A 22,798-nucleotide genomic window follows, 5' to 3' on the forward strand; every position below is an offset into this window, starting at 1 on the left:
CCAGCCCGCACAGGGGCGGTCAAGACGCTACCGATGCACCTTCGATCACCGGCCGCAGCGGCTTCAGGCGTTCGGCAATGAAATCCGCCACCGCCCGCACCCGCGCCATCTGCCGCAGATCCTTGTGCACCAGCAGCCACAGATCCAGGTCCGGCTTCACCTCTGCGCCCGGCAGCCGCTGCAGCCCTTCGTGGCTGTCCCCCAGAAAACACGGAAGCACCCCAACCCCCAGCCCCGCCTTCAGCAGTTCCGCCATCGCCAGGATACTGTTGGCCTGGATGTGCGTGTCTGCAGTGCCTTCAAGGGTCCGCGCGGGCCCGTAGTCCAGCCCGATCCAGCGGTCCGGCACCGGCCGCACCTCCAGATAGGCAGGCGCCGCATAGACACACAGCGGGCTATGGGCAACGCGGCGCCCATAGGCGGTCTCCGGCGGGCTGGCAGTTAGCCGCAGCGCCAGATCGCTCTCCCGCCCTGCCAGGTTCACCAGACGGTCCGACAGCAAGAGCCGCAGCGTGATCTTTGGGTAGAGCATCCGCAGCTCCGGCAACAGCGGCGCAATCAGCACCGTTGCCACCGCCTCCGGCAGCGCCAGGCTTACCGGGCCGCTCAGCTTGGCATCTATCGACAGCACTTGCCGCTCCAGATCCCGGATGCTGCTCTGCGCCTCCAGCGCCTTGGGCAGCACCGCCCGCCCCGCCTCGCTCAGCTGATGGCCGGCCGGGCTGCGCTCGAACAATGTGGCCCCGATCCGCGCCTCCAGCGCCCGGATGCGCCGGGTCACCGTCACATGGGTCACACCCAGCTGCTCCGCTGCGCCGCGGATTGTGCCGCCCTCGGCCAGCGCCAGAAAGATGCGGATATCGTCCCAATTCTCCATTGGTACAAATTTGTTCCAAAGCGGTTCCAATCTGGTAGATATTCTAACAACTCCGTCCGCGATAGCAATTCCCCATCACAGCAACGGAGACACCGAAATGACCTATCAGCTCACCCTGAAATCCGCCGATGTGCCAGACGTGATGACCGGCAGCCTCAGCCTTGGCATCCAGTATCAGAACGCGGAGGCCGCCAGCATCGACGTCACCTGGACCCAGGAGCATTTCACCGCCCGCTTCAACGGCTTCGCGCCGGGGATGCCGGTGCCTGCGCATCCCTTGGCATTTGTCAAAGGCGCCATGGATGCACTTAACGCCGCCAAGGCCGCCCCGGATGAACCTGCCGCCAGCGTCTTCGGCCGCGGGCCTGTCAGCTTTGAAGTTTAAGGAGACGCATATGAAGCCCCTCGCTTTCGCCGCCGCCCTTTCCACAGCAACGCCTGCACTGGCCGAGACCGGCCTGTTCCTTGCTTGGCCCGCACAGCCCGCAGCAGCTCTCACCCATTGGGATCCGGCTGCCGCCCCGCTCCTCCAGGACGCAGGGTGCAGCCTGCACCGCTCCGGCACGATCTCCGGCAGCCTCGGCCCGCTGGACTGGCCGCAAATGAAGGGCTTCCGCCTTTACCGCTGCGCCAGCCCGGTCCTGGGTGCGCTCTCTGCCTCTGGCGCCAGCGCGCTGCTGGCCCGCCACGGCCAGCAGCCGGTGCTGTTCGAGGGCAGCCTGACGCTCTTACCAGCTGATGCACCAGATGCGGAGGCCGAATATATCGTGAAGCTTTCACACTACAACAATCTGGACACGGAACAGCGCGCTGCCGATCTCACCACCCTTGGCAGCGTCATCTCAGATCTCGAAAACGTCTGGCAGACAGAGGCTGTGCTGACCCCGGCCACAGCCCTGGGCACTCTGCGCCCGGATGACATCACTTTCCTCTACTACAGCTCTGGCGCAGAGGCCGAGGCCTTCCGCGCCGCCAATCCCGGCGTGCTGGAACAGGTGGGCCAGTTCAACAAGGCACATCTGACGGCCTTCACTTATCTCGGAGCAACGGTCCTGTCCCAGCCGGTGAACTGAGCCATGCGGCGCCTGCCCTCCATCGGGCAGGCGCATATCTCAGGCCGCGGCCCCCACCGTCAGGATCGAGCGGCGCCAGAACCGCAGCATCAGAAACAGCCCGGCGCAGGTCAGCCCGGCAACCAGCCCCATCCAGACGCCAACGCCGCCCCAGCCCAGCAGGAAGCCAAAGACATAGGAAGCCGGAATGCCCACCGCCCAATAGCTGAGCGCTGCAATCACCATCGGCACGCCGGTGTCCTGCACCCCGCGCAGCAGGCCCAGCGCCACCGCCTGCATCCCGTCCATCAGCTGAAACAGCGCCGCCGCCGCCAGCAGCACGCCGCCAATCAGCAGAATCTGATCCTTCTGTGGATCCTCGGCATCCAGGAACAGCGACATCAGAGCATCCGGAATGGTCAGGAACAGCACAATCGCCACCGCCGAGACCAGCAGCGACATCACCGTCACCACCTTGCCGCCGCGCGCCAGATGCTCCCGGTCGCCGCGGCCAAAGGCATTGCCGGCCCGGATGGTCGCGGCATTGGACAGGCCCAGATGCACCATGAACGTCAGCCCGCCGAGCGAGATCGCAATGCCGTGTGCGGCCAGCGGCACCGTGCCCAGCCAGCCCATCATCATGGCTGAGGCCGCAAACAGGCTGGCTTCCGCCAGGGTCGTCAGCCCGATCGGGGTGCCCATGCGGAACACCTTGCCCAGCATCTCCCAGTCCGGCCGGTGGAAGTTCTTCAGCAGTTCATGCTGCGGCAGCACCTTCAGCGCATAAGCCAGCACCAGCACAAAGGACACGCCATTTGTCACCAAGGAAGCAATCGCCGCCCCGGCAATCCCCAGTTCCGGCGCCCCCCAGTTGCCAAAGATCAGCGCATAGTTCACCAGCGCATTGATCACCGCCGCAAAAACCGACAGCCACAGCACGATCTGAGTGCGCTCCAGCGCCGCCAGATAGGATTTCGCCACCATATACAATAGCGCCGGAAACAGCGCCCAGCCGGCAATCCGCAGGTACTCCGCCGCGTCATGCGCCACTTTCGCCTCCTGCCCCAACACCAGCAGGATCGCCTCCGACCACCACAAGAGCGGCATCGCCGCCACGCCGTACGCCAGCGACAGCCACAGCCCCATCCGGGTCGAACGGCGGATCTGCCGCTCCTCTCCGGCACCAGCCGCCGCTGCCACCATCGGCATCACCGCAAAGGCAAAGCCGGAACCCAGCAAGAAGATTGAGAAGAAATAGGACGAGCCCAGCGTCACCGCCGCCAGTTCCTCCACCCCGTACCACCCCAGCATGACGGTATCCGTCAGGCCGATGGCAAACTGCGCCACATGGCCGCCGATCAGAGGCAGGCCAAGAACGGCTATCGCCCGGGCGTGGCTGCGCACAGGCATCTCGGAATGTTTGGTCGCTAACGTGCTCATCCTGCCAGCCTTAGGCGCCCCCGCACGCCCCGGCAAGGGAAGAGTTTCCTTGCCTGCGCACAGGCTCATGGTGGTATTCTGCACAGGCAACCCTTTGCAGGAGCCCTTTTGAATGACCGACGCCTTTGCCCAGCTGATCCCCGACGCCCGTGCCTTTCTGGCGGAGCTTGCGCAGAACAACAGCCGGGATTGGTTCACTGCGCATAAGGACCGGTACGAGGCGCAGCTGAAATCCCCCGCGCTCCTGCAGATGGACGAGGTGGCGCAGGCGATCAGCCGCCGCAGCGGCGCGCAAGTCACCGCCAAGCTATTCCGCCCGCAGCGCGACGTGCGGTTTTCCAAGGACAAGACGCCGTACAACACCCATCTGCACATGATGTGGACCCTGAACGGCGCAGGCTGCGCGCTGTTCTTCGGCATCGCGCCGGACTATTGCACCGCAGGCGGCGGCATCATGGGCTTCAGCAAGGCGCAGCTGCCGCGCTGGCGGCAGGCCATCGACGGTGCCTTCGGCGATGAAACCGCGGCACTAGTGGATATCCTCGCGCTCAAAGGATTTGCCGCCAAGGACCCGGAACTGAAACGCGTCCCGGCCCCCTATGGCAAGGCACACCCCCACGGCGCGCTGCTGCAGCGCAAGTCGCTGACTTTCTGGCATGAGATGTCAGTCCGCGAGCAGGCCACCCCGATGGGCGCGCTGATGTCGGCCTACCTGACGCAGGAACCGATGTTTGCCCTGCTGGAGAGTGCTTTGGCTGATTGAGGCCTACAAGGCCCGCAGCATGATCTGGCTGGCCAGCACCGCCACCACGGCACCGGCAAGGATCTCCAGCACCGCCGCCGCCCGCAGCGCGCCGGTGCCTTGCATCTGCGCCAGCGCCCCCTTGCGCATTGTCACCGCAGCAATGGCCACAGCCACCGTCACCGTCGCAGTGCCGGCCCCCATGGCAAAGGCACCGGCAATCCCGGCCCACAGCACCCCCATCCGCCAGGTCAGCAGCAGCAGGAATACCGCACCGGTACAGGGCCTAAGCGCCACCGCGCCGATGATCGCCAGCGCATCGCGCAGCGAGTGCACATTGGCGGCTTCCTCCACCGTCGGCCCGTGCCGGTGCCCGCAGGAGGCGCAGACCCCGTCAGTATGATCATGATCATGATGGTGATGGTGATGCTCATGGCTGTGCCCGTGGTGATGGTGCCCTGCATGGGCTGCCACCTGAACCGGGCCGCTCGCCAGCAGCCGCCGCACACCCCGCACCAGCAGCCACAGGCCCACCAGCGCAATCAGCCCGTATGACAGCGGCGCCAGCACATCCTCCGCCGCGCTGGTCAGCTGCTCGCGCCCCCAGTCCAGCAGCATCAGCCCGCCCGCTACCAGCACGACGGCTGTGGCCGCCTGCGCCAGCGAGGACGCCAGCGCCAGCCCCGCCAGCCGCATGAGCGGCACCGGCTTGCCCATGCCATAGCCACCAATGACCAGCTTGCCATGGCCCGGCCCGGCAGCGTGAAAGAACCCGTAGGCAAAACACAGGGACAACAGCGCCAACAGCGCCCCCGGCTCCCCGGCGCGCAACGCCCGCAGCCCCCGCGCCATCGCATTCTGCGCCTCGCGCTGGCCCTCGGCCGCCCAAACGGACACCATCCCGGCACCGCCAAAGCCCCAAAGCCACACAGCCAGCGCCGCCACGCCCAGCGCCGCAATTGTTAAGAAAATCTTCACCTTACGCGCCACAGCTCAAGCGCACGGTGTCGGCAAAGGCTTCCCCCACCTCAGGGTATGCCTCTTCTGCCTGATTTGCAGGCATCGCATAGAGCAGCTCTTCCACCAGGGTATAGGCCTGATCCAGGTTGGGCGGGGTGATGCTGGCCTGGCAGCCGCCGCTGACCTCCAGCCCCTGGTTCACCGTATAGGCCGTGTAATAGGTCGGATCATAAGCCTTGATCACCACGCCGTCCGCGGCCTGCGGCTGTGTCAGAACCCGCCGGTGCCGGGTGGTGATCCGCCCGTCCTTCACCTCGGTCGACAAATGCTCAGGCGCGCCCAGGCCCAGCGCCCCGCCGCCAAGGGTCAGATAGGTGTCGCCCTGGAACCCCTCGCTCCGGGCCAGATCAAAGCCTTGCAGCTGCGCCAGTTCCTCTGCCGTCAGGCTGCCGTCAAAATCGCTGTCCAGCCCCTTATCCTCGAAGATCAGCAGCGAATAGAACTCATCATAGGCCCAGGTGATCTCCACCGCCTGCAGCTGCCCGCCGTCTGAGACCACCAGTTTCATTCCGGTGTCGACAAAGATATGCGGATGCGCCCCGGCACCCGCAGGGGCCAGCAGCGCAAGTGCCAGAAGTGGAGCAAGATGTTTCATGCCCAAAGACTTAAGCCCAGTTCGACGGCCCCGCAAGCGCCGGGCCGCACCGCAAGCGGGGATCAGCGCGTCCGTGTTTCAGGATGCAGCGCCTTGCCCAGGATGTGATCGGACTGGTGGATCACATGATGCGCCTGGCCGACAATCAGCGGATCCGGTGCCCGCGCGATCTCCGGATCCTTGCCCGGATAGTCCAGCGAGGCCAGGAAATGCCGCATGCAGTTGATCCGCGCGCGCTTCTTGCAGTTCGACTTGATCACCGTCCAGGGCGCATCCGCGGTGTCCGTATAAAAGAACATCGCCTCCTTGGCCTCGGTGTAATCGTCCCATTTGCCAAGCGACGCCTTGTCGATCGGCGACAGCTTCCACTGCTTCAGCGGGTCGGTCTCGCGCGAATTGAACCGCCGCTTCTGTTCGGCCTGGGTGACAGAGAACCAGTATTTGTACAGCCGGATACCCGACCGCGCCAGCATCCGCTCAAACTCCGGCGCCTGGCGCATGAACTCCAGGTATTCGTTCGGCTCGCAGAAACTCATCACCCGCTCGACGCCCGCGCGGTTGTACCAGGACCGGTCATAGAACACGATCTCACCGCTGGTCGGCAGATGCCGCACGTAGCGCTGGAAATACCACTGGCCGCGCTCCTCGTCCGACGGCTTGTTCAAGGCGACCACCCGGGCAGAGCGCGGGTTCAAATGCTCTGTGAACCGCTTGATGGTGCCGCCCTTGCCCGCGGCATCGCGGCCCTCGAACAGCAGAACAAACTTCTCACCGGTCTCCTGCGCCCACAGCTGCACCTTCAGCAACTCTGCCTGCAGACGCGCCTTCTCCGCCTCATAGGCCTTGCGCTGCATCTTCTTGGGATACGGGTACTTGCCGCTCTCAAACGCCCGGCGGATGTCCTCGGCACTGGGCCCCCGGGCCTCGGCCGAGGCGCTGGCGGGGGGCTGAACCGGCACTGGGCTTGCGGTTTTACCGGCACTCTTTTTCACTGCGGCGTCCATCAAAAACTCCCTCTTTCAATCTGCGCCGCAACCCTAATACCGCCACCGTTCCCCCGCCCTGACCTGCATCAAAAGATTAGCCGTCTGCACAACAAATAAGACGGCCGTAACGGGCCGCCTGCTTCTTTCTGGTCTCAAATACTCCGGGGTGAGGCCCAAAGGGGCCGAGGGGCAGCGCCCCTATTTATGCCCCCAATCGTCCGGGTTCTCCGAATTGTTCGGGCTCAGCCCCAGCACATCCCCTTTGGTGGAGCACCCCAGCCCCAGCACCGTCCGGTTGGCATAGGAGAAATAGGCGGTTACCTGATTGATCTCCAGGATCTCGCCATCCTCGAACCCGGCTTCCCGCAGGGCTTCGATATCCGCTTCTGTCACGCTGGACGGCTCCTCCGTCAGCATCCTCGCATAACCCATTGCCAGCACTTGTGCAGGCTCCAGCGGGGCCGCTTCCGGCTCCCGCGCCTCGATCGCGGCCCGGATCGCCAGACCGCGCTCCGTATCGCCCAAGAGCCGCTGCAGCCCGGCAAAGTGATGCTCGACGCAATAGGCGCAATCGTTCAGCGACGATACCCAGACCCCCAGCACCTCCAGGAACCACTTGGGGATCTTGTTGCCGGTGTGGTGCAGCACATTCTTGTAGAGCGCCATATGGCCTTCCATCGAATGCGGCCGCAGGGAGTGCACCATCATGATGTTGTCGACATTGCCCCCCGGCCCGGTCACCCGCTCATAGAGCTTCTTCAGCTTGCCGGTTGCCTCTTCAAACGGAACGGTCCTGATCCAGGCCATGTCTCTCTCCCTGACTGTCTGGCCCGGAGAGTAGCGGGTTCAGATCATACGGAAAGACGAAACCGAACGTCACAGTTTCTCAGCCTGGCGGCACCACCGCCCCGCTCTACTTCGCCGCCTCCCGCGCCACCGCTGCAATCGCTGCCCGAACATCTGCCTCGCGGCTTCGGTGATTGGTGATCGCAGCGCGCAGCATTACTCTGCCGCCTGCACGGGTGGTCGAGAACACGGCCTCGCCGCTTTCCTGCAGGGTCTGGGCGATATGCGCGTTCAGCGCCGACTGCGCGTCCGGTTCCAGATCGCTGCGCGCGGTGAACACGCAGACGTTCGACACCACCGGCGCCCCCAGCGCCATATGGGGCTGCGCCTCAACCTCCGCCGCCATGAAACCCGCCAATTCGCAATTGCCGGTGATCGCCTCTGAGAACGCCGCCTCGCCATAAGTCTCCAGCGCCGTCCAGACTTTCAGCGCCCGGTTGCCGCGGCTGAGGTCGATGCCGTAGTCGCAGAACCACGGCTCGCCGCCCGCCAGCCCGCGCTCGGCCCCTTCCAGATACGCCGGTCGCGCCGCAAAGGCCGCCCGGTGCTCGTCCTCATTGCGCAGCAAGGCCATGCCGCAGTCATAGCCCACATACATCCACTTGTGAAAATCCAGCGCAATGCTGTCTGCCCGCCCAATCCCATCACTCAACGACCGGTAGGGCTCCGCCGCAATCCGCGTCCAGGCACCAAAGGCCCCGTCCACATGCAGCCACAGCCCCAGCTCCGCAGCCGCATCCGCCAGCGCATTCAGATCATCAAACAGCCCCAGATCCACGGTGCCCGCATTGCCGACCACCAGAAAGGGCACCGCGCCCGCGGCTTTGTCCTCTGCCACCATCCGGGCCAAGGCTGCGCAGTCCAGCTTGCCATCTGCCAACGGCACCTTGCGCAGGTTGTCTGAGCCGATGCCCAGCAGTTCCACCGCCTTCAGCGTCGCATTGTGCACGCCCTCGCCCGCATAGGCGGTCAGCCGCACCGCGCCCTGCCCGGACTTGCGCAGGTCCTTCAGCACCCGCAGCCGCGCCGCCTGAAAGGCAATCACCGTCGCCTGCGAGGTGCCGGTCACCAGAATACCGCTGGCACTTTCCGGCATGCCCATCCTGGCCCGCGTCCAGTCGACCACCGCGCGTTCCATGTAGTTCGCGCCGTGATCGCGCCCGCCCATATTGGCATTGACCGCCGCCACCGCGAGGGAGCTGATCAGGTCCGAGGCCAGCCCCGATCCCTGCACCCAGCCCCAGAACCGCGGATGAATATTGCCGCCGTGATAGGGCAGCACGTCCTCGATGATCCGGTCCACGGTCTCCTGCGGCCCGCGCGCCTCCGCCGTCACCGCATAGCGCGCATCGATGTCCTCCGGCACTGGCTGCCACGGGCGCTCTACCGCCTCTTGCATCTGGTCCAGCGCCGCCTCCAGCATCCGCTGCGCCTCGGCCCGGAACGCCGCCCAGTCCTGCGTCTTGATCCCCTTCTCAGCCACCGCGCGCCCTCCTCCTGCCTGCCGCTGGAGGAGGTGTAGCCCTCAGGTCCTTGCGCCGCACGGAAAATATCGCCGCACCCGGATAACCGGAACTTATCTTCGATGGATTGATAACTTCCCGCCCTGCCACGGCAGGGCCGCCTTATCCACAGCCCCTTGCGTCCCTCTTCCACCCGGCCCCAACACCTGCCATAATGGGCGTCAATCAACACCAAGGAAGAGCAGCTCCCGCACATGGCCGACGACCTCCTCAGCACGCCTGCATCGGAAACCTATGACGCGTCCTCCATCGAGGTTCTGGAAGGGCTTGAGCCGGTCCGCCAGCGCCCCGGCATGTATATCGGCGGCACCGATGAACGCGCGCTGCACCATATGGTGGCGGAAATCCTCGACAACTCCATGGATGAGGCCGTCGCCGGCCACGCCAACCGGATCGAGGTGACGCTCCATTCCGATTACGCAGTCACCATCTCCGACAACGGCCGCGGCATCCCGATCGACCCGCACCCCAAGTTCCCGGACAAATCCGCGCTGGAGGTGATCCTCTGCACCCTGCACGCAGGCGGCAAATTCTCCGGCAAGGCCTACCAGACCTCGGGCGGCCTGCACGGCGTCGGCTCCTCGGTGGTGAACGCGCTGTCGGATTCGATGGTTGTCCAGGTCGCCAAGAATAAGGAACTGTTCGAACAGCGTTTCTCCCGCGGCCTGCCCCTCGGCCCGGTTGAGAAGATCGGCGCCGCCCCCAACAAGCGCGGCACCTTCGTCACCTTCCACGCCGATGAGGAAATTTTCGGCCACCACCGCTTCAAGCCCAAGCGCCTGTTCACCCTGGTGCGCTCCAAGGCCTACCTGTTCTCCGGCGTCGAAATCCGCTGGAAGTCTGAGATCGACGACGGCGAAACCCCGACCGAGGCCACCTTCCACTTCCCCGGCGGCCTCAAGGACTACCTGACAGAGGTGCTCGGCAAATCCTCCGTCTACGCAGACCAGCCCTTTGCCGGCAAAGTGGAATTCCGCGAGAAATTCGGCGAGCCGGGTTACGTGGAATGGGCGATCAACTGGACCCCCTCGCGCGACGGCTTCACCCAGTCCTACTGTAACACCGTCCCGACGCCCGAGGGCGGCACCCATGTGACCGGCTTCTGGGCCGCGATCCTCAAGGGGATCAAGGCCTACGGCGAACTGGTCAGCAACAAGAAGGCCGCCCAGATCACCCGCGACGACCTGATGGCGGGCGGCTGCGCGCTGGTCTCCTGCTTCATCGCCGACCCCGCCTTTGTCGGCCAGACCAAGGACCGCCTGTCGACCGAGGCCGCCTCCAAGATGGTGGAAAACTCGGTCCGCGACCATTTCGACAACTGGCTGGCCGCCGACACCAAATCCGCCGGCGCCATCCTCGACTTCCTGATCCTGCGCGCCGAGGAACGCCTGCGCCGCAAGCAGGAGAAGGAAACCCAGCGCAAGTCCGCCACCAAGAAGCTGCGCCTGCCCGGCAAGCTGACCGACTGCACCTCCAAGGACCGCTCCGGCACCGAGCTGTTCATCGTCGAGGGCGACTCGGCGGGCGGTTCCGGCAAGGGCGCGCGCAACCGGGTGAACCAGGCACTGCTGCCGCTCAAAGGTAAAATCCTCAACGTCCTGGGCGCCGCCTCCAACAAGCTCGGCTCAAACGCCGAGATCAACGACCTCTGCGAGGCGCTTGGCGTCGGCCTCGGCACCAAGTTCAACCTTGATGACCTGCGCTATGACAAGATCATCATCATGACCGACGCGGACGTCGACGGCGCCCATATCGCCTCGCTGCTGATGACCTTCTTCTTCACCCAGATGCGCCCGCTGATCGACGGCGGCCACCTCTACCTCGCCTGCCCGCCGCTGTTCCGCCTGACCCAAGGTGCGCGCCGCGTCTACTGCCTCGATGAGGCTGAGCGCGACAAATGGCTGGAGAAGGGCCTGGGCGGCAAGGGCAAGATCGACGTCTCCCGCTTCAAGGGTCTTGGCGAAATGGACGCCAAGGACCTGAAAGAGACCACGATGGACCCCGCCACCCGCAAGCTGATCCGCGTCACCATCGACGAGGACGAGCCCGGCGAGACCGGCGACCTGGTCGAGCGCCTGATGGGCAAGAAACCCGAGCTCCGCTTCCAGTATATCCAGGAGAACGCGAAGTTCGTGGAGGAGCTGGACGTCTAAGCCGATGGCATTCAAGATTTTCGCCGGGTTGTTCTTGGCTCTGCATGTTTTCTTCCACCTTCTACTTTACCTCAAGGCGAGGGAGGAAAACGCATCGCTTGGCATTCTGGAGTTCTGGTTTGGTCGTGCGCGGCCTCACCCAGCGCTGCAGTTTTTGATGCTGCTGGCGTCCGCAAGCACAGCCGCGGTGCTCACAACCATAGTTGCTGCGGCGTTTTCCTCCTGATCGCAGTGTTTGCATTCCGCCATCACACGCATAAAGTGAAACCCAAATAGAGCCCAAACTTCGTTTCCAGTTCGACCGGAACTTCTCGAGGTTTGTGGAGAGTTCAGGCACCTGGGGGACAAATTGAAGAAAGAAGAATTCCTTAGTAACTTTGAGAGTCAACACCACAACTTCGAAAACTTGAGAACATCAGCATTCGGTTTAGTATCGAAAGCAATTTCTGAAGCCGGCGTTTCCGCTATGCCAATTCTCTCTCGCGTAAAGGACAAGAACAGCGCGGCTTCAAAGCTTGATAGAAAAAATATAACGACCCCCTTAAGGAAATGACAGATATTGTCGGTTTAAGAGTCGTTTTATATCTGGAACATGAAATCACATCCTTGGAAGAAGTTCTCCGACAGTACTTTGAGATTGATGAAGAAAACTCAATAGACAAGAGAAAACCTTCAGATGTTCAAAAAGTTGGCTACAGGTCGCTACACTTAATCTGCAAACTTGGAAAGGGAAGAGAGACTCTACCTGAATACCTAAACATTTACGACATACCATTTGAGTTACAAATTCGTACAGCACTCGAACAAGCATGGGCTGAAATTGAACATAAACAACAATACAAGTCAAATTCCGCACTCCCCCCGGACTTACAGCGACGGTTAAATATTCTGTCTGGAAATTTGGAACTCATCGACCAAGAACTCTCCAGAGTCGTGCAGGAAGCTGACCTATACAATGACAGAGTTGGAAAGAATGACGCTTCTGTTTTGGATGATTTCCTCTCCACAACATCGATCCTGAGTCTCTCAAAGAAACACCTCAAATCCCCCAACGGAAAACTTATCTCTCAGCACATCCCCTTCAGCGAAGAAGAATCAGATCTCTTAATTCACGAGCTGTCGAAGTTTGGAATTCTCACTGTTGGACAACTGGACACGCTATTGGACGAGTTCCTGAAGGAGGATTTTTCAACGTTCTTCTGGGAAAACCTCCGTTTCATTGGCGCTGTACGTATGGCAATGGTATGGAAAAACCCAGATCGGTTTTTACGGGAAGCATATTGGGGACAATATTCGTTCTCCGATGAAGAGATACAAGACTTAGAGGACGAATTTGATTTACCAGGCCTTCTAGAGAAATTTAGAACTGCCGGTGTAGACTTCGACTAAAGTTGGGAAGTGGGCGAGTCACCTTGACCGGGCCGCAAGCGACCCGGTCAAGGTGACTCGCCCCCCCGTTGCGCCAAACCCCAAACCACCGCACGCCCCGCTTGCGCGCCCTTAACCCCGCTCTGCCATACTCCAATCCGTCGCGACACAACGGTGCGGACTGACACCCCGCACCACCAGGAGATACGGGAGCCCCCAAGACCACCTCTTCATCGGGTGCAGGGGTTCTCCGCAACACGAGAGCTTTCGAGCGGACATGGGGGCTTGCGACCCCCTGCCCGGCCCTCCGCCTCCGGCCCCTCCGGGCCCCTTGGCGGCGCCGCCACCTCTACTCCGGCCAGCACATCACGGCCACACAAGCAAAACGGCCCAAAGGCCCCAGACAGGCAGACGGGCAGACAGACGGACACACAGCCACCGGACAGGGAGACAATCCCGCCCGGCCAAACCCGCGCATCCGGTGACAGCTTCGTGAGGGCTGTTGCCTGAAACCGCTTTCCCTTCTTATGGTTAGGCCAGCCAATCACAGCAGGGAAACAGCCATGGCCTTCATCGCGGACAACCAGCTGCCCCTGCTCCTCTTGTTCTTCTTTGCAGGCCTGATCGGCACCGCCTTCCTGTTCCGCAAACCGGCAGGCCACCGGGCCTGGAAACTGGCGGACCTCGTGTGGGTGGTGCTCGGCGGCTTCGGCGCGCTGGTGGCGGTGATCTCCGGCATCTACGCCGCAGATAGCTCCCGGCTCGAACGCCAGATCGACATCGCCTATGCCGCCACCGCCGCCTTCGACCGCGACGCCGCCCGCTTCCGCCTGCGCTTCTGCGACCCCGCCTATGACACCGACATCGCGGTGTTGTGCGAAAAGGTCGAATTCCTCTCCGCCTCCACCGCGGGCAACGCTGAACTGCCGCTGTTCATCGCGGTGACCGATGAGGTCGCGCCATTGCAGGGCCTCAGCTTCCTGTTCGGCAGCCGCTCGGAAAAGGCCGAAATGGCAGACATGGAGGCCAAAGCCGCCGCCTTCGACCCGGCGGCCTTCCTGGTCTTCACCGCGCTTGACGCCCCAACACAGGCCGCCGTCGACACCATGCGCCGCAAGGTGCCTGCCATTGCCGGCGATTTCCTGATCATCGCCCGCGCCTATGACGGCCTGATCGCCCATGTGTCCAAGCTCAAGGAGGAATGGGAATACCTGCAGGACAACGCCCATATCCTGGTGCTGCAGATCATCGCGCTCTGCCTCGTCAGCTTCGCCGCCCCCTTCCGCCTCGGCAAATCCATTGTCGAGCTGCGCGCGCGCCGCTAACCTGACCTGACGCCACAGGACCCGCCCATGCGCACATTCGACGAGATCCACGCCATATCCGCAGACCGCCACGGTGGGGTGCAGGCGCTGGAGGAGAAACTCACCAGACCCGACCCCAAGGTGACAGAGCTGCCGGAGGACCGCTGGCTCGCCACCATGACCAAATGCATCTTCCAGGCGGGCTTCAACTGGAAAGTGATCGAGGCGAAATGGCAGGGTTTCGAGGAGGTCTTCCACGGCTTCGACCCCGGCCCCTGCGCCTTTATGCCGGAGGATGAATTCGACCGGATCCTCAGCGACACCCGCGTGGTCCGGAACGGCGCCAAACTGGCAACAGTGCGCGCCAACGCTGCCTTCCTGATGGAGCTGCGCGACGAGGGCGGCGCAGGCGAGATACTGGGCGGCTGGCCCTCATCCGACTACATCGGGCTGCTGGAGATGCTCAAGAAACGCGGCGCCCGCCTCGGCGGCAACACCGGCCAATACGCCATGCGCTTTGCCGGCCGCGACAGTTTCATCCTCAGCCAGGACGTCACTGCGCGCCTCATTGCCGAGGGCGTGATCGACAAACCCGCAACCTCCAAGACCGCTCTGAAAGCGGTGCAGGCCGCGTTCAATGAATGGATGGATCAATCCGGCCGCTCCCTCACCGAAATCAGCCGCGTGCTGGCGATGAGCTGCTGAGGCAAAGCCGCATATGATCCGCTGCCTGCTCCTCGCCCTGCTGTTTCTCTCTGCCTGCGGCCGCCCGCTGACGGAAACCGAACGCGCCTATCTGGACACCCTGCACGGCACCAGCCTCAACGCAAACAAGGTCCGCATCGTCGAGGGCGCACCGCTCGGGGCCGTCACCTTCCGCCGCATGCCGCGCCCGCGTGTCACCTGCCGCGAGCGCATCCTGCCGCCGGTGAAGGAAGAGATCGTCACCTCCAAACCCGCCGCCGTGGCGCTGTTCAACCGCATCTTCTTCACCCGCGACTGGTACGTGGATAACTACCTGCCGGAATACCCGGAGCGGCTGCACCTGGTGGAGGCGATGCTGCTGGCGCATGAGGTCACCCATGTGTGGCAATGGCAAAACCGCCGCCAGACCGGCTATTCCCCCTTGCGCGCCGCAGCGGAGCACGGCCAGGACCGCGACCCCTATCTGTTCGATCTGGAGGGGGACCCGGACTTCGGCACCTACGGGTTCGAACAGCAGGGCGCCATCGTCGAGGAATACGTCTGCTGCCGCGCCCTCGCCCCGCAGGCCGCCCGCACCAAGCGGCTGCACGACATGCTGGCCGCCGCAATGCCGGTCAGCCCGCTGCCGCAAAGCCGCGAAAGCGCGGTCTACCTGCCTTGGAAGGACGCCGAACTGAACGGCATCTGCGACTGACCTGCTGAACCGCGGTGATAGATCGATTTTTCAGGGCGGGAAATCGCGCCGGATTCCGATGCTGCGCCGCAACGTAGGGGTTGTCTTCGCAGAGAGTTTCCGGCCACAAATCCGCCAAGCAAACTGCAGGAGCCGCGCCATGACCCAATACGCCCTCATCATGCTGGCCGCAGGCCTTGGCATTCCGGTGCTGGCGGCTCTGAACGCGGCACTCGGCAAGCTGATCGGCTCCCCCGCCTCTGCCGCCGTGGTGCTGTTCCTGATCGCGCTGATTGCCACCAGCCTCTACGCGCTGATCGCCGGCCCGCAGGCGCTGGCGCGCATTCCATCGGCCCCCAAGCACCTGCTGCTGGCGGGCGTTCTGGTCGCCTTCTACGTCCTGTCGATCACCTATGTCGCGCCGCATTTCGGGGTCGGCAACGCGGTGTTCTTCGTGCTGATCGGCCAGCTGATCTCTGCCGCCGCCATCGACCATTTCGGCTTGTTCGGCGCCCAGGTCAGCCCGCTGACCCTGACCCGCGCGGCCGGCATTTCGGTGATGGCGCTGGGGGTCTGGATCACCCAGATGGCTTAACCGGAAACCTTCTTCACAAACTGCGACTTCAACCCGATCGGCCCGACGCCGGGCACCTTGCAGTCGATGTCGTGATCGCCGTCCACCAGCCGGATGCCGCGCACCTTGGTGCCGACCTTGATCACCGAGGACGTGCCCTTCAGCTTCAGGTCCTTGATCACCGTCACCGTGTCGCCGTCCTGCAAGACGTTGCCGACACTGTCGCGCACCTCCTTGGCGTCGCCCGCGGCCTCCCCCGCGGCCCATTCATGGGCGCATTCGGGGCAGATCAGCAGAGCATCCACATGATAGGTGTAGGCAGAGGCGCATTCGGGGCACGGCGGCAGGGTATCAGTCATACACCGCCAATAGCCGGGAACCCCGCGCAACACCAGAGACAGATCCGCCGCCCGGCTCCCTTTGTGCTATACTTCTTTGCACCAGCGAAAGGCGGGATCATGACCGGCAAGGTGGAAACACACTACGGCGGCAGCAGCAATCTGGCAGAGCAGATCGCCAATGACCTGCGCGCCAAGGGGCTGGAGCCCGCGGAGCTCACCCCCGCCGATTTCGAGACGCTGGATGAATTCCACTTCCGCGGCCGCGCCGCAACGCTGGAGCTGGCCGCGCAGATGCGGCTGACTGCGCAATCCAAGGTGCTCGACATCGGCTCCGGCCTTGGCGGTGTCTCCCGCACCCTTGCGGAGACCGCGGGTTGCCATGTCACCGGCCTCGACCTGACGCCGGAACTATGCGCCGCGGCGGCAGAGATTTCCGCCTGGCTGGGCCTCGCGGGCAAAACAGACTTCCAGCAAGGCGATGCCACAGATCTGCCCTTTGCGGACAACAGCTTTGACGCCGCGATCACCGTGCATGTGTCGATGAACATTCCCGCCAAACACCGGATGTATGCCGAAGCCCGCCGCGTGCTGCGGCCCGGCGGGGTGTTTGCCGTCTATGACATTCTTCAGGGTGAAGGCGGGGATATGATCTTCCCGGCGCCTTGGGCAGCCGAACCATCAATCAGCCATCTGGCCACCCCGCAGGAGATGGAGACCCTGCTGCGCGGCGCCGGTTTCAAGCTGCTGGGCAGCATTGAATCCACCGCCGAAAGCCTGCGCTGGCTGGAGGAGCGCACCGCCAGCACCGGACCGCCGCCGCCAGTGCCGATCACCACCCGGCTGCTGTTCGGCGACGGGTTCAGGGAGATGGTGCAGAACCAGCTGCGCGCCCTGCGCGAGCGCCGGATGCTGACCTGGAGTTTTCTCTGCGAGGCTTAATCCGTTTTGCCGCTGACCTTGATATTGCCCTGCAGCTGGGCGCCGTTCTCAGTCGACATGGTCTGCGCAGAGACATCCGCCTGCACCCGCGAACTGGCCGCCAGCCGCAGGTCCTCGCATTGGATTTTGCCGCTGTAGGCGCCTTCGACCGTGACCGATTTTGCGCTCAGCGCGCCATCCACGGTGCCGCCTTCCAGCACTGTCACCGCCTGCGCGGAGACATCGCCGACAACCCGGCCCCTGACCTCGACGCTGCCTTTGCTGGAGGTGACATTGCCTTCAACCGTCACGTCTTTCTCGATTACCGAATTCACCACGTCTCAGCCCTTTCTGCGCATCCCCGGACAGCCTAGCCCGCCCGGTCAAATTTGAACAGTTGTTAGCAAACAGCCGCCCCGGGGCCAAAGCCGCAGCTGTCGGGGTGGCAAGGTTCCGCCTGCCCGCCTATTCCACCTGCGGGAACGGTGCCGGCAAAGGTGCGGCGCCGTACTGGAACAGCGACCCCCAGAATCCGCCCGGACTGGGCTGCCAGGGTGCGGTGTTCATGTCCAGCGCCACGCAAGCTGAGGATCTTGTGGCCGGGTTCTCCTTGGCCCGCTCGCAGCGCTCCGGCGTGGTGTGGCAGGCCGCCAGATAGGCCTGCGGCCCGGTCTTGCCGCTGTCCTCCTGGTAGCAATAACGGATGGCCTCCTCCTGCAGCTGGGCGCGGGCCTGTTCGACCAGCTGCTGATTGCCCGCCACCGTCTTGCTGGCTGCCTCCAGCGCCGAGGCTGCGTCCTGCTGCACCAGTTCTGCGGCGCGCTGCAACTCGCCCGTGCCGCCCTCCGCCCCCTGCAGCGCCTGGGTCAGCCGGGCATTCACCTTCTGCGCCTCCGCCAGCGCGGTCTGCAGTTCCGCCACGGTGGCGTCGTATTCGACCAGCTTCGACTTCCACTTGAAGCCGGCAAAGCTGCCCTCCTCAAACCCGGCGCTGACCAGAATGCCGTTCAGCTTCTGCGGAAACAGCAGAAAGACCGCAAACAGCGCAATCACCGTAGCATCGCGCAACAGCACCACGAGGTCTTTCAGGAGTGAGACCGTCTTCTGCATCTGAACCCGCCGTCACTGGAACCGTACCAGGGATAGACTGGCCTGGCGCAGGGGTTCAGGTCAAACGGCGGGCGAGCGCAAAGCCCGGAATCAAGGCGCGCAGCGCCGCCGGGCAGAGCCCGTCCGCCCCCTCGGGCGGGCTCTTTGGCCACGGTGCGAACCTGTCAGCACTTCTACGGAACAGGCGGGATAAACTGCCATACAAACCAGTCAGCGCCGCCCACCCGCGGACGGGCCCTGCCCGGCCTCAAACGGTGGGCTAAACCGGCACCAGCAGCCCGTTCTCCAGCTTCACCTGCCGGTCCATCCGCGCCGCCAGCTCCAGGTTGTGGGTGGCAATCAGCGCCGACAGGCCGGTGCCGCGCACCAGCTCCATCAGCGCCGCAAACACCTGGTCAGAGGTGCCGGGATCGAGGTTGCCGGTCGGCTCATCCGCCAGCAGCACCCGCGGCGCGTTGGCCAGCGCCCGGCAGAAGGCAACCCGCTGCTGCTCGCCGCCCGACAGCGCCGCCGGGCGGTGATCGGCGCGGCCTGCAAGGCCCACGGTGCCCAACAGCTGCGCCGCCCGCGCCACCGCGGATTTCTGCGAGGCGCCATTGGCTAGCTGCGGCAGCACGATGTTTTCCAGCGCCGAAAACTCCGGCAGCAGGTGGTGGAACTGATAGACAAACCCCACTTCCTGACGGCGCACACGGGTGCGGCGGCGGTCGCCCTTTCGGGTCACATCCTCACCGGCCACCCGCACCTCGCCTGCATCCGGCGTGTCCAACAGCCCCGCTATGTGCAACAGCGTCGACTTGCCCGCGCCCGAGGGTGCCACCAGCGCCACAACTTCGCCTGCCTGCAGGGTCAGGTCGGCGCCGCGCAGAACATCCACCTGCCCGGGCGTACCTTTCAGATAGGACTTGGTGATCCCCTTCAGCTCCAGCGTGATCTCACTCATAGCGCAGCGCCTCCACCGGGTTGAGGCGCGCCGCGCGGCGGGCCGGGAAAATGGTCACGAAGAACGACAGCCCCAGTGACAGCGCCGTGGCCGAGAGCACATCCGCCAGCCGCAGCTCAGCTGGCAGCGCATAGATGCCGCGGATCGACGGGTCCCAGACGCCGCCGCCCATGACGTAGTTCACGAAGGAGAAGATCGGATCGATATAAAGCGCAAACAGGCAGCCCAGCACCACACCGCAGATGGTGCCGAGGACGCCGGTGAAGGCACCGCAGATGAAGAACACCCGCATCACCGAGCCTTCGCTCAGGCCGATGGTGCGCAGGATGCCAATGTCGCGGCCCTTGTTCTTGACCAGCATAATCAGGCCCGAGACGATGTTCATCGCCGCGATCAGCACCAGGATCGACAGGATGATGAACATCACGTTGTCCTCGACCTCCAGCGCGCGCAGGAAGCCGCCAGAGGCATCGCGCCAGGTCCAGACCCCCGCAACGCCGCCCGCCGCGGTCAGGATCGGCAGGGCGATTTGATCCACGTTTTCCGGGTCTTCCACCATGACCTCAATCTCATCCGCGACGCCCTCGCGGTTGAAAAACCCCTGCGCCTCACCAAAGGGCAGATAGACCCGGGTGCGGTCGATGTCCCAGCGCCCGGCGGTAAAGACATAGACCACCTCATAGGCGTTGACCCGCGGGCTGGTGCCAAAGGCGGTCTTGACGCCATTGGGGGAGATCAGCTTGATCTTGTCCCCCACAGTGACCCCCAGCTCCCGCGCCACGCCGGAGCCGATGGCGATCCCCTCCTCAAACCGCGCAAGGTCGCCAATGGCCTCCTCGCTTTGGGCGACGCCGGGGATGCCCTGAATGTCAGCGGCAGAAATCCCGAATACCTCGACGCCTGCATTGCGGTCGCGCAGGTTCGCCATCACCTGCCCCTTGACCAGCGGCGCAGCCCGGGTGACGCCCGGTACCGCGGCGACGGTCTCTGCCAGTGCCTCATAATCCTTGAGGGAACGGTCCAGCACCCCGGCCTCATTCACCTCGCCATAGGAATAAACGGTGACATGCGCGTTCGCGCCCAGGATGGTGCCGACAAACTCTGAGCGGAAGCCGGAACGCACCGCCAGCGTGGCAATCAGCGCAAACACCGCAAGCGTAATGCCGATGAGGCTGATCCAGGTCATCACGCTGACCCCGCCCTCGGCCTTGCGGGCGCGCAAGTAGCGCCAGGCGATAATCCATTCGAAACGCGAAAACGGCGGTGGTGTCGTGGCCATAAGGGGTCCTGCCCGGAAATTTTGCCTGCAAACTGTGCTGCCTTACGCCCGGGGTCAAGGTGCGGTTGCAGAACTGGCCGATAATCCGCCGGCCGCTGCAGGCTTCTGGCGTGCGCTGGTCTGTGCAATCGTTGGAAGCGCACAGCAGGAACACGGGAGGCCACAATGCCATTGATTGACATTCACGTTCTGGAAGGGGTGTTTACCGAAGAGGAAAAGCACCAGCTGATCCGGGAAACAGCAAAGGCCTTTGGCACCGTTGCCGGTCAGGTCATGCAGGACAATACTTCGGTCCGCATACACGAGGTGAGAAGCGGCCATTGGGGCGGCGCGGACACCGTCTGGACCACCGAAAAGGCGCTTGCCCTCAAGCATGGCGGCTGACCCACGCCGCCTGGCGTCACTGCATCGTGACCTGCCGCATATGCCCATTGCCTTGCATTTGCCCGGTGCTAGGGCTTTATCAGGCGGGTTCCGGTTTTAATGGGTGAGAACGATGGACAGATACTTCAAACGCGCGCTGCCGCATCCTTCGCTGCGCACGGTGATCATGGCCGGGCTCGGCGCGTTTCTGGCCATTGCGGCGCTGTCGCTGCTGACCACCCACGCCAATCTGCTGTTGCTGATCGCGCCTTTTGGCGCCAGCTGCGTGCTGTTGTTCTCGGTCCCTGCCAGCCCGCTGTCGCAGCCCGCGCATGTGGTCGGCGGCCATGTGCTGGCCACCGCGGTTGCGCTGGCGCTGAACGCGCTGCTGCCCGACACCTGGTGGGCGCTGGCGCTGGCCGTTGGCCTTTCTATTGCCCTGATGGCAGCACTGCGCCTGACCCATCCGCCCGCAGGCGCCGACCCGCTGGTGGTCTTTGCCACCGATCCCGGTGTTTCCTTCCTGCTGTTCCCGGTGCTGACCGGGGCCGTGGCGCTGGTGGCGATTGCCGCCCTGTTCCACCGGTTCTCAGGCCACGAATACCCGCTGAAACACGGCTGATCGGAACTTGCGTCAGAGCGCCAGCATCGCCGCCACCGGCAGCCGCAGCGCCTGGCCAAGGGCACGCGAGTCCGCCGCCTCCAGATGGTAGCCATCCGCGGCTGAGGCCCGCGCCACCTGGCCGGAATCGAAAAAGCCGCAGCCAAGCCGGTCTGCCAGCGCCTCGATCACGTCTGCCAGCATCTCTGACTGTTCGACCATCGCCGGGGTCACGTCCGAGGTTTCGCACAGCGTCACCGGAGGCGGCGAGACCAGCAGCACCTGCGGCGCCACCGGTTCCGGCATCCGCCAGGGGTGGTGGCGGATGATCTCCACCAGCCGCTCCAGCCCGTCGCGGATCAGATGGTTGGGGCGGGTCTCGTAGATCTCGTTGGTGCCCAGCATGATTACCACCAGATCCAGCGGCGCGTGGCTGTGCAGCAGCATCGGCAGCACCGCATCGCCGCGCATCTCCGCACAGGCCGAGTTGCGCGCGTGAACCGTGGTGCGCCCGCGCAAGCCTTCGGCAAAGACGGCGGCTTTCGTCAGCCCTTCGCCCAGCGCCACCGGCCAGCGGTCGTCATAGGGGTGCCGCCCGCCGGTGTGCGGGTCGCTGCCCCAGGTCAGGCTGTCGCCAAAAGCCAGGATCTGTTTCATGCCGTATCCTCCCGTTTCCGGCACCCTGCGGCGGACGGCGGGTTCGGGCAAGGGAAATGACAGCCCCCCCGCGCGCCGGGGCTAGTTGCCGCGCACCGCCTCTGCCATTGCAGCATAGGAGCCTTCCAGCTCCGCTGCCGCGGGCCTCGGGTCCGGCACCTGGTCCGGTGCCGCCAGCCCGGCTGCCCTGACAATGGTGTTGATGAAACTGAACATGCCGCAGACCTCCACCACCTCATAAAGCGCCGCCTCGCTCCAGCCCGCGCTGGTGGCCGCGGCAAAGGCCTGCGTGATGTCCTCCGCCTCTCCCGTGTGCAACGCACCGGCATAGTCCAGCAAGGGCCGGATGCGGTCCTGTGTTGTTGCCACGGGGCCGCAGAACACCTCAGAAAACAAGCTGTGGAAATGGACGCAATAGGCCACACCGTTCAGGCCGGAGACATGCGCGGCTATTGCCTCGCGCTCGCCCCGTGTCAGAACACCGCTGGCGCACATGATGCGGTCCAGCAAGCACAGCAGCTGTTCGGAGTTCTGCGGAAAGGAGGACAGCACATGGGTCAGCCCGCTGTCTGCTTCGATACCGCTGAAATTGGCCATGCCTGCTCTGCCCCCGCTGCTGTTCAGGGCGAGGCTAGCAGCCGGGCCGCCCTCTGTCAGCGCCCTGCACGGCAAAGGAAAACCCCGCCAGCTTTCGCCAGCGGGGCTGTTCGCTTCAAACTTGCGGCCTG

Annotated in this window: 27 protein-coding genes; 13 read left to right on the plus strand and 14 right to left on the minus strand. The window is 64.0% G+C overall.

The features are described from left to right. Positions 1 to 19: 19 nt before the first annotated feature. Positions 20 to 877 (minus strand): LysR family transcriptional regulator, encoded by an 858-nt coding sequence (locus tag GC1_RS04610; protein WP_019295635.1) that lies wholly within the window; start codon positions 875 to 877, stop codon positions 20 to 22. A gap of 97 nt (positions 878 to 974) precedes the next feature. Here GC1_RS04610 and GC1_RS04615 point away from each other — a divergent pair, with 97 nt between their 5' ends. Both GC1_RS04615 and GC1_RS04620 read left to right on the plus strand, forming a co-directional pair. Further along, positions 975 to 1,262: a hypothetical protein gene (locus GC1_RS04615; RefSeq protein ID WP_019295636.1), complete on the plus strand. Its 288-nt coding sequence runs from the start codon at positions 975 to 977 to the stop codon at positions 1,260 to 1,262. 10 nt (positions 1,263 to 1,272) lie between these two features. Next, positions 1,273 to 1,950 (plus strand): hypothetical protein, encoded by a 678-nt coding sequence (locus GC1_RS04620; protein WP_019295637.1) that lies wholly within the window; start codon positions 1,273 to 1,275, stop codon positions 1,948 to 1,950. Positions 1,951 to 1,989: 39 nt separating this feature from the next. Here GC1_RS04620 and GC1_RS04625 read toward each other — a convergent pair whose 3' ends face one another. Continuing rightward, on the minus strand, positions 1,990 to 3,369 hold the full coding sequence (locus tag GC1_RS04625) for an MATE family efflux transporter (protein WP_052260481.1): 1,380 nt from the start codon (positions 3,367 to 3,369) through the stop codon (positions 1,990 to 1,992). Between the two features lie 112 nt (positions 3,370 to 3,481). Here GC1_RS04625 and GC1_RS04630 point away from each other — a divergent pair, with 112 nt between their 5' ends. Continuing rightward, the gene (locus GC1_RS04630) at positions 3,482 to 4,132 is read left to right on the plus strand and encodes a TIGR02453 family protein (protein WP_019295639.1); all 651 of its coding nucleotides are present in this window, start codon (positions 3,482 to 3,484) and stop codon (positions 4,130 to 4,132) included. A 3-nt stretch (positions 4,133 to 4,135) separates the two neighbouring features. Here the strand turns inward: GC1_RS04630 and GC1_RS04635 are convergent, their stop codons facing one another. The 5 genes from GC1_RS04635 to GC1_RS04655 all read right to left on the minus strand — a co-directional run bounded on the left by GC1_RS04635 (position 4,136) and on the right by GC1_RS04655 (position 9,041). After that, positions 4,136 to 5,089 (minus strand): nickel/cobalt transporter, encoded by a 954-nt coding sequence (locus tag GC1_RS04635; protein WP_029204759.1) that lies wholly within the window; start codon positions 5,087 to 5,089, stop codon positions 4,136 to 4,138. 1 nt (position 5,090) lies between these two features. Further along, entirely contained in the window at positions 5,091 to 5,726 is a 636-nt protein-coding gene (locus GC1_RS04640) for a DUF1007 family protein (protein ID WP_019295641.1), read from the minus strand. 62 nt (positions 5,727 to 5,788) lie between these two features. Beyond that, positions 5,789 to 6,730, minus strand: coding sequence for a polyphosphate kinase 2 (ppk2, locus tag GC1_RS04645; protein WP_019295642.1), 942 nt, complete (start codon positions 6,728 to 6,730; stop codon positions 5,789 to 5,791). A 180-nt stretch (positions 6,731 to 6,910) separates the two neighbouring features. After that, positions 6,911 to 7,519, minus strand: a complete 609-nt coding sequence (locus tag GC1_RS04650; RefSeq protein ID WP_019295643.1) for a carboxymuconolactone decarboxylase family protein — start codon at positions 7,517 to 7,519, stop codon at positions 6,911 to 6,913. A gap of 106 nt (positions 7,520 to 7,625) precedes the next feature. Next, positions 7,626 to 9,041 (minus strand): pyridoxal phosphate-dependent decarboxylase family protein, encoded by a 1,416-nt coding sequence (locus GC1_RS04655; RefSeq protein WP_019295644.1) that lies wholly within the window; start codon positions 9,039 to 9,041, stop codon positions 7,626 to 7,628. A 234-nt stretch (positions 9,042 to 9,275) separates the two neighbouring features. Here GC1_RS04655 and parE point away from each other — a divergent pair, with 234 nt between their 5' ends. From parE to GC1_RS04690, 7 genes are all read left to right on the plus strand, one after another. Further along, on the plus strand, positions 9,276 to 11,234 hold the full coding sequence (gene parE / locus GC1_RS04660; RefSeq protein ID WP_019295645.1) for a DNA topoisomerase IV subunit B: 1,959 nt from the start codon (positions 9,276 to 9,278) through the stop codon (positions 11,232 to 11,234). A 4-nt stretch (positions 11,235 to 11,238) separates the two neighbouring features. Continuing rightward, entirely contained in the window at positions 11,239 to 11,460 is a 222-nt protein-coding gene (locus GC1_RS04665; RefSeq protein ID WP_019295646.1) for a hypothetical protein, read from the plus strand. 323 nt (positions 11,461 to 11,783) lie between these two features. Next, positions 11,784 to 12,623, plus strand: a complete 840-nt coding sequence (locus tag GC1_RS22075; protein ID WP_082020141.1) for a hypothetical protein — start codon at positions 11,784 to 11,786, stop codon at positions 12,621 to 12,623. Positions 12,624 to 13,165: 542 nt separating this feature from the next. Further along, entirely contained in the window at positions 13,166 to 13,927 is a 762-nt protein-coding gene (locus GC1_RS04675) for a hypothetical protein (protein ID WP_019295648.1), read from the plus strand. Between the two features lie 27 nt (positions 13,928 to 13,954). Next, positions 13,955 to 14,611, plus strand: coding sequence for a DNA-3-methyladenine glycosylase I (locus tag GC1_RS04680; protein WP_019295649.1), 657 nt, complete (start codon positions 13,955 to 13,957; stop codon positions 14,609 to 14,611). 13 nt (positions 14,612 to 14,624) lie between these two features. After that, the gene (locus GC1_RS04685) at positions 14,625 to 15,305 is read left to right on the plus strand and encodes a hypothetical protein (RefSeq protein WP_019295650.1); all 681 of its coding nucleotides are present in this window, start codon (positions 14,625 to 14,627) and stop codon (positions 15,303 to 15,305) included. A gap of 139 nt (positions 15,306 to 15,444) precedes the next feature. Next, positions 15,445 to 15,879, plus strand: coding sequence for a DMT family transporter (locus GC1_RS04690; RefSeq protein ID WP_019295651.1), 435 nt, complete (start codon positions 15,445 to 15,447; stop codon positions 15,877 to 15,879). Here the strand turns inward: GC1_RS04690 and GC1_RS04695 are convergent. Continuing rightward, entirely contained in the window at positions 15,876 to 16,217 is a 342-nt protein-coding gene (locus GC1_RS04695) for a zinc ribbon domain-containing protein YjdM (RefSeq protein WP_019295652.1), read from the minus strand. The genes GC1_RS04690 and GC1_RS04695 overlap by 4 nt on opposite strands. 99 nt (positions 16,218 to 16,316) lie before the next feature. Here GC1_RS04695 and GC1_RS04700 point away from each other — a divergent pair, with 99 nt between their 5' ends. Then, positions 16,317 to 17,138, plus strand: a complete 822-nt coding sequence (locus GC1_RS04700) for a class I SAM-dependent methyltransferase (RefSeq protein ID WP_019295653.1) — start codon at positions 16,317 to 16,319, stop codon at positions 17,136 to 17,138. Here the strand turns inward: GC1_RS04700 and GC1_RS04705 are convergent. The 4 genes from GC1_RS04705 to GC1_RS04720 form a co-directional block, all read right to left on the minus strand. Beyond that, positions 17,135 to 17,455: a bactofilin family protein gene (locus GC1_RS04705; RefSeq protein WP_019295654.1), complete on the minus strand. Its 321-nt coding sequence runs from the start codon at positions 17,453 to 17,455 to the stop codon at positions 17,135 to 17,137. The two genes, GC1_RS04700 and GC1_RS04705, sit on opposite strands and share 4 nt — an antisense overlap. 127 nt (positions 17,456 to 17,582) lie before the next feature. After that, the gene (locus tag GC1_RS04710) at positions 17,583 to 18,227 is read right to left on the minus strand and encodes a hypothetical protein (RefSeq protein WP_019295655.1); all 645 of its coding nucleotides are present in this window, start codon (positions 18,225 to 18,227) and stop codon (positions 17,583 to 17,585) included. Positions 18,228 to 18,486: 259 nt separating this feature from the next. Then, positions 18,487 to 19,170, minus strand: coding sequence for an ABC transporter ATP-binding protein (locus GC1_RS04715; protein WP_019295656.1), 684 nt, complete (start codon positions 19,168 to 19,170; stop codon positions 18,487 to 18,489). Continuing rightward, complete coding sequence (locus tag GC1_RS04720) at positions 19,163 to 20,449, minus strand: lipoprotein-releasing ABC transporter permease subunit (RefSeq protein ID WP_019295657.1); 1,287 nt, start codon at positions 20,447 to 20,449, stop codon at positions 19,163 to 19,165. Before GC1_RS04720 ends, GC1_RS04715 begins: the two co-directional genes overlap by 8 nt. Positions 20,450 to 20,614: 165 nt before the next feature. Here GC1_RS04720 and GC1_RS04725 point away from each other — a divergent pair, with 165 nt between their 5' ends. After that, a complete protein-coding gene (locus GC1_RS04725; RefSeq protein ID WP_019295658.1) occupies positions 20,615 to 20,833 on the plus strand; it encodes a tautomerase family protein in 219 nt (72 codons plus the stop codon). Between the two features lie 112 nt (positions 20,834 to 20,945). Then, positions 20,946 to 21,434, plus strand: coding sequence for an HPP family protein (locus tag GC1_RS04730; protein WP_019295659.1), 489 nt, complete (start codon positions 20,946 to 20,948; stop codon positions 21,432 to 21,434). 12 nt (positions 21,435 to 21,446) lie between these two features. Here the strand turns inward: GC1_RS04730 and GC1_RS04735 are convergent, their stop codons facing one another. Together GC1_RS04735 and GC1_RS21855 are read right to left on the minus strand one after the other, a co-directional pair. Continuing rightward, entirely contained in the window at positions 21,447 to 22,070 is a 624-nt protein-coding gene (locus GC1_RS04735; RefSeq protein ID WP_019295660.1) for a GDSL-type esterase/lipase family protein, read from the minus strand. A gap of 81 nt (positions 22,071 to 22,151) precedes the next feature. Continuing rightward, positions 22,152 to 22,667 carry a carboxymuconolactone decarboxylase family protein gene (locus GC1_RS21855; protein WP_019295661.1) on the minus strand — a complete coding sequence of 172 codons (516 nt, stop codon included), beginning with the start codon at positions 22,665 to 22,667 and terminating at the stop codon, positions 22,152 to 22,154. Between the last annotated feature and the right edge of the window lie 131 nt (positions 22,668 to 22,798).

It is taken from the genome of Leisingera sp. ANG1, from assembly GCF_000203975.2.
Lineage (GTDB): Bacteria > Pseudomonadota > Alphaproteobacteria > Rhodobacterales > Rhodobacteraceae > Leisingera.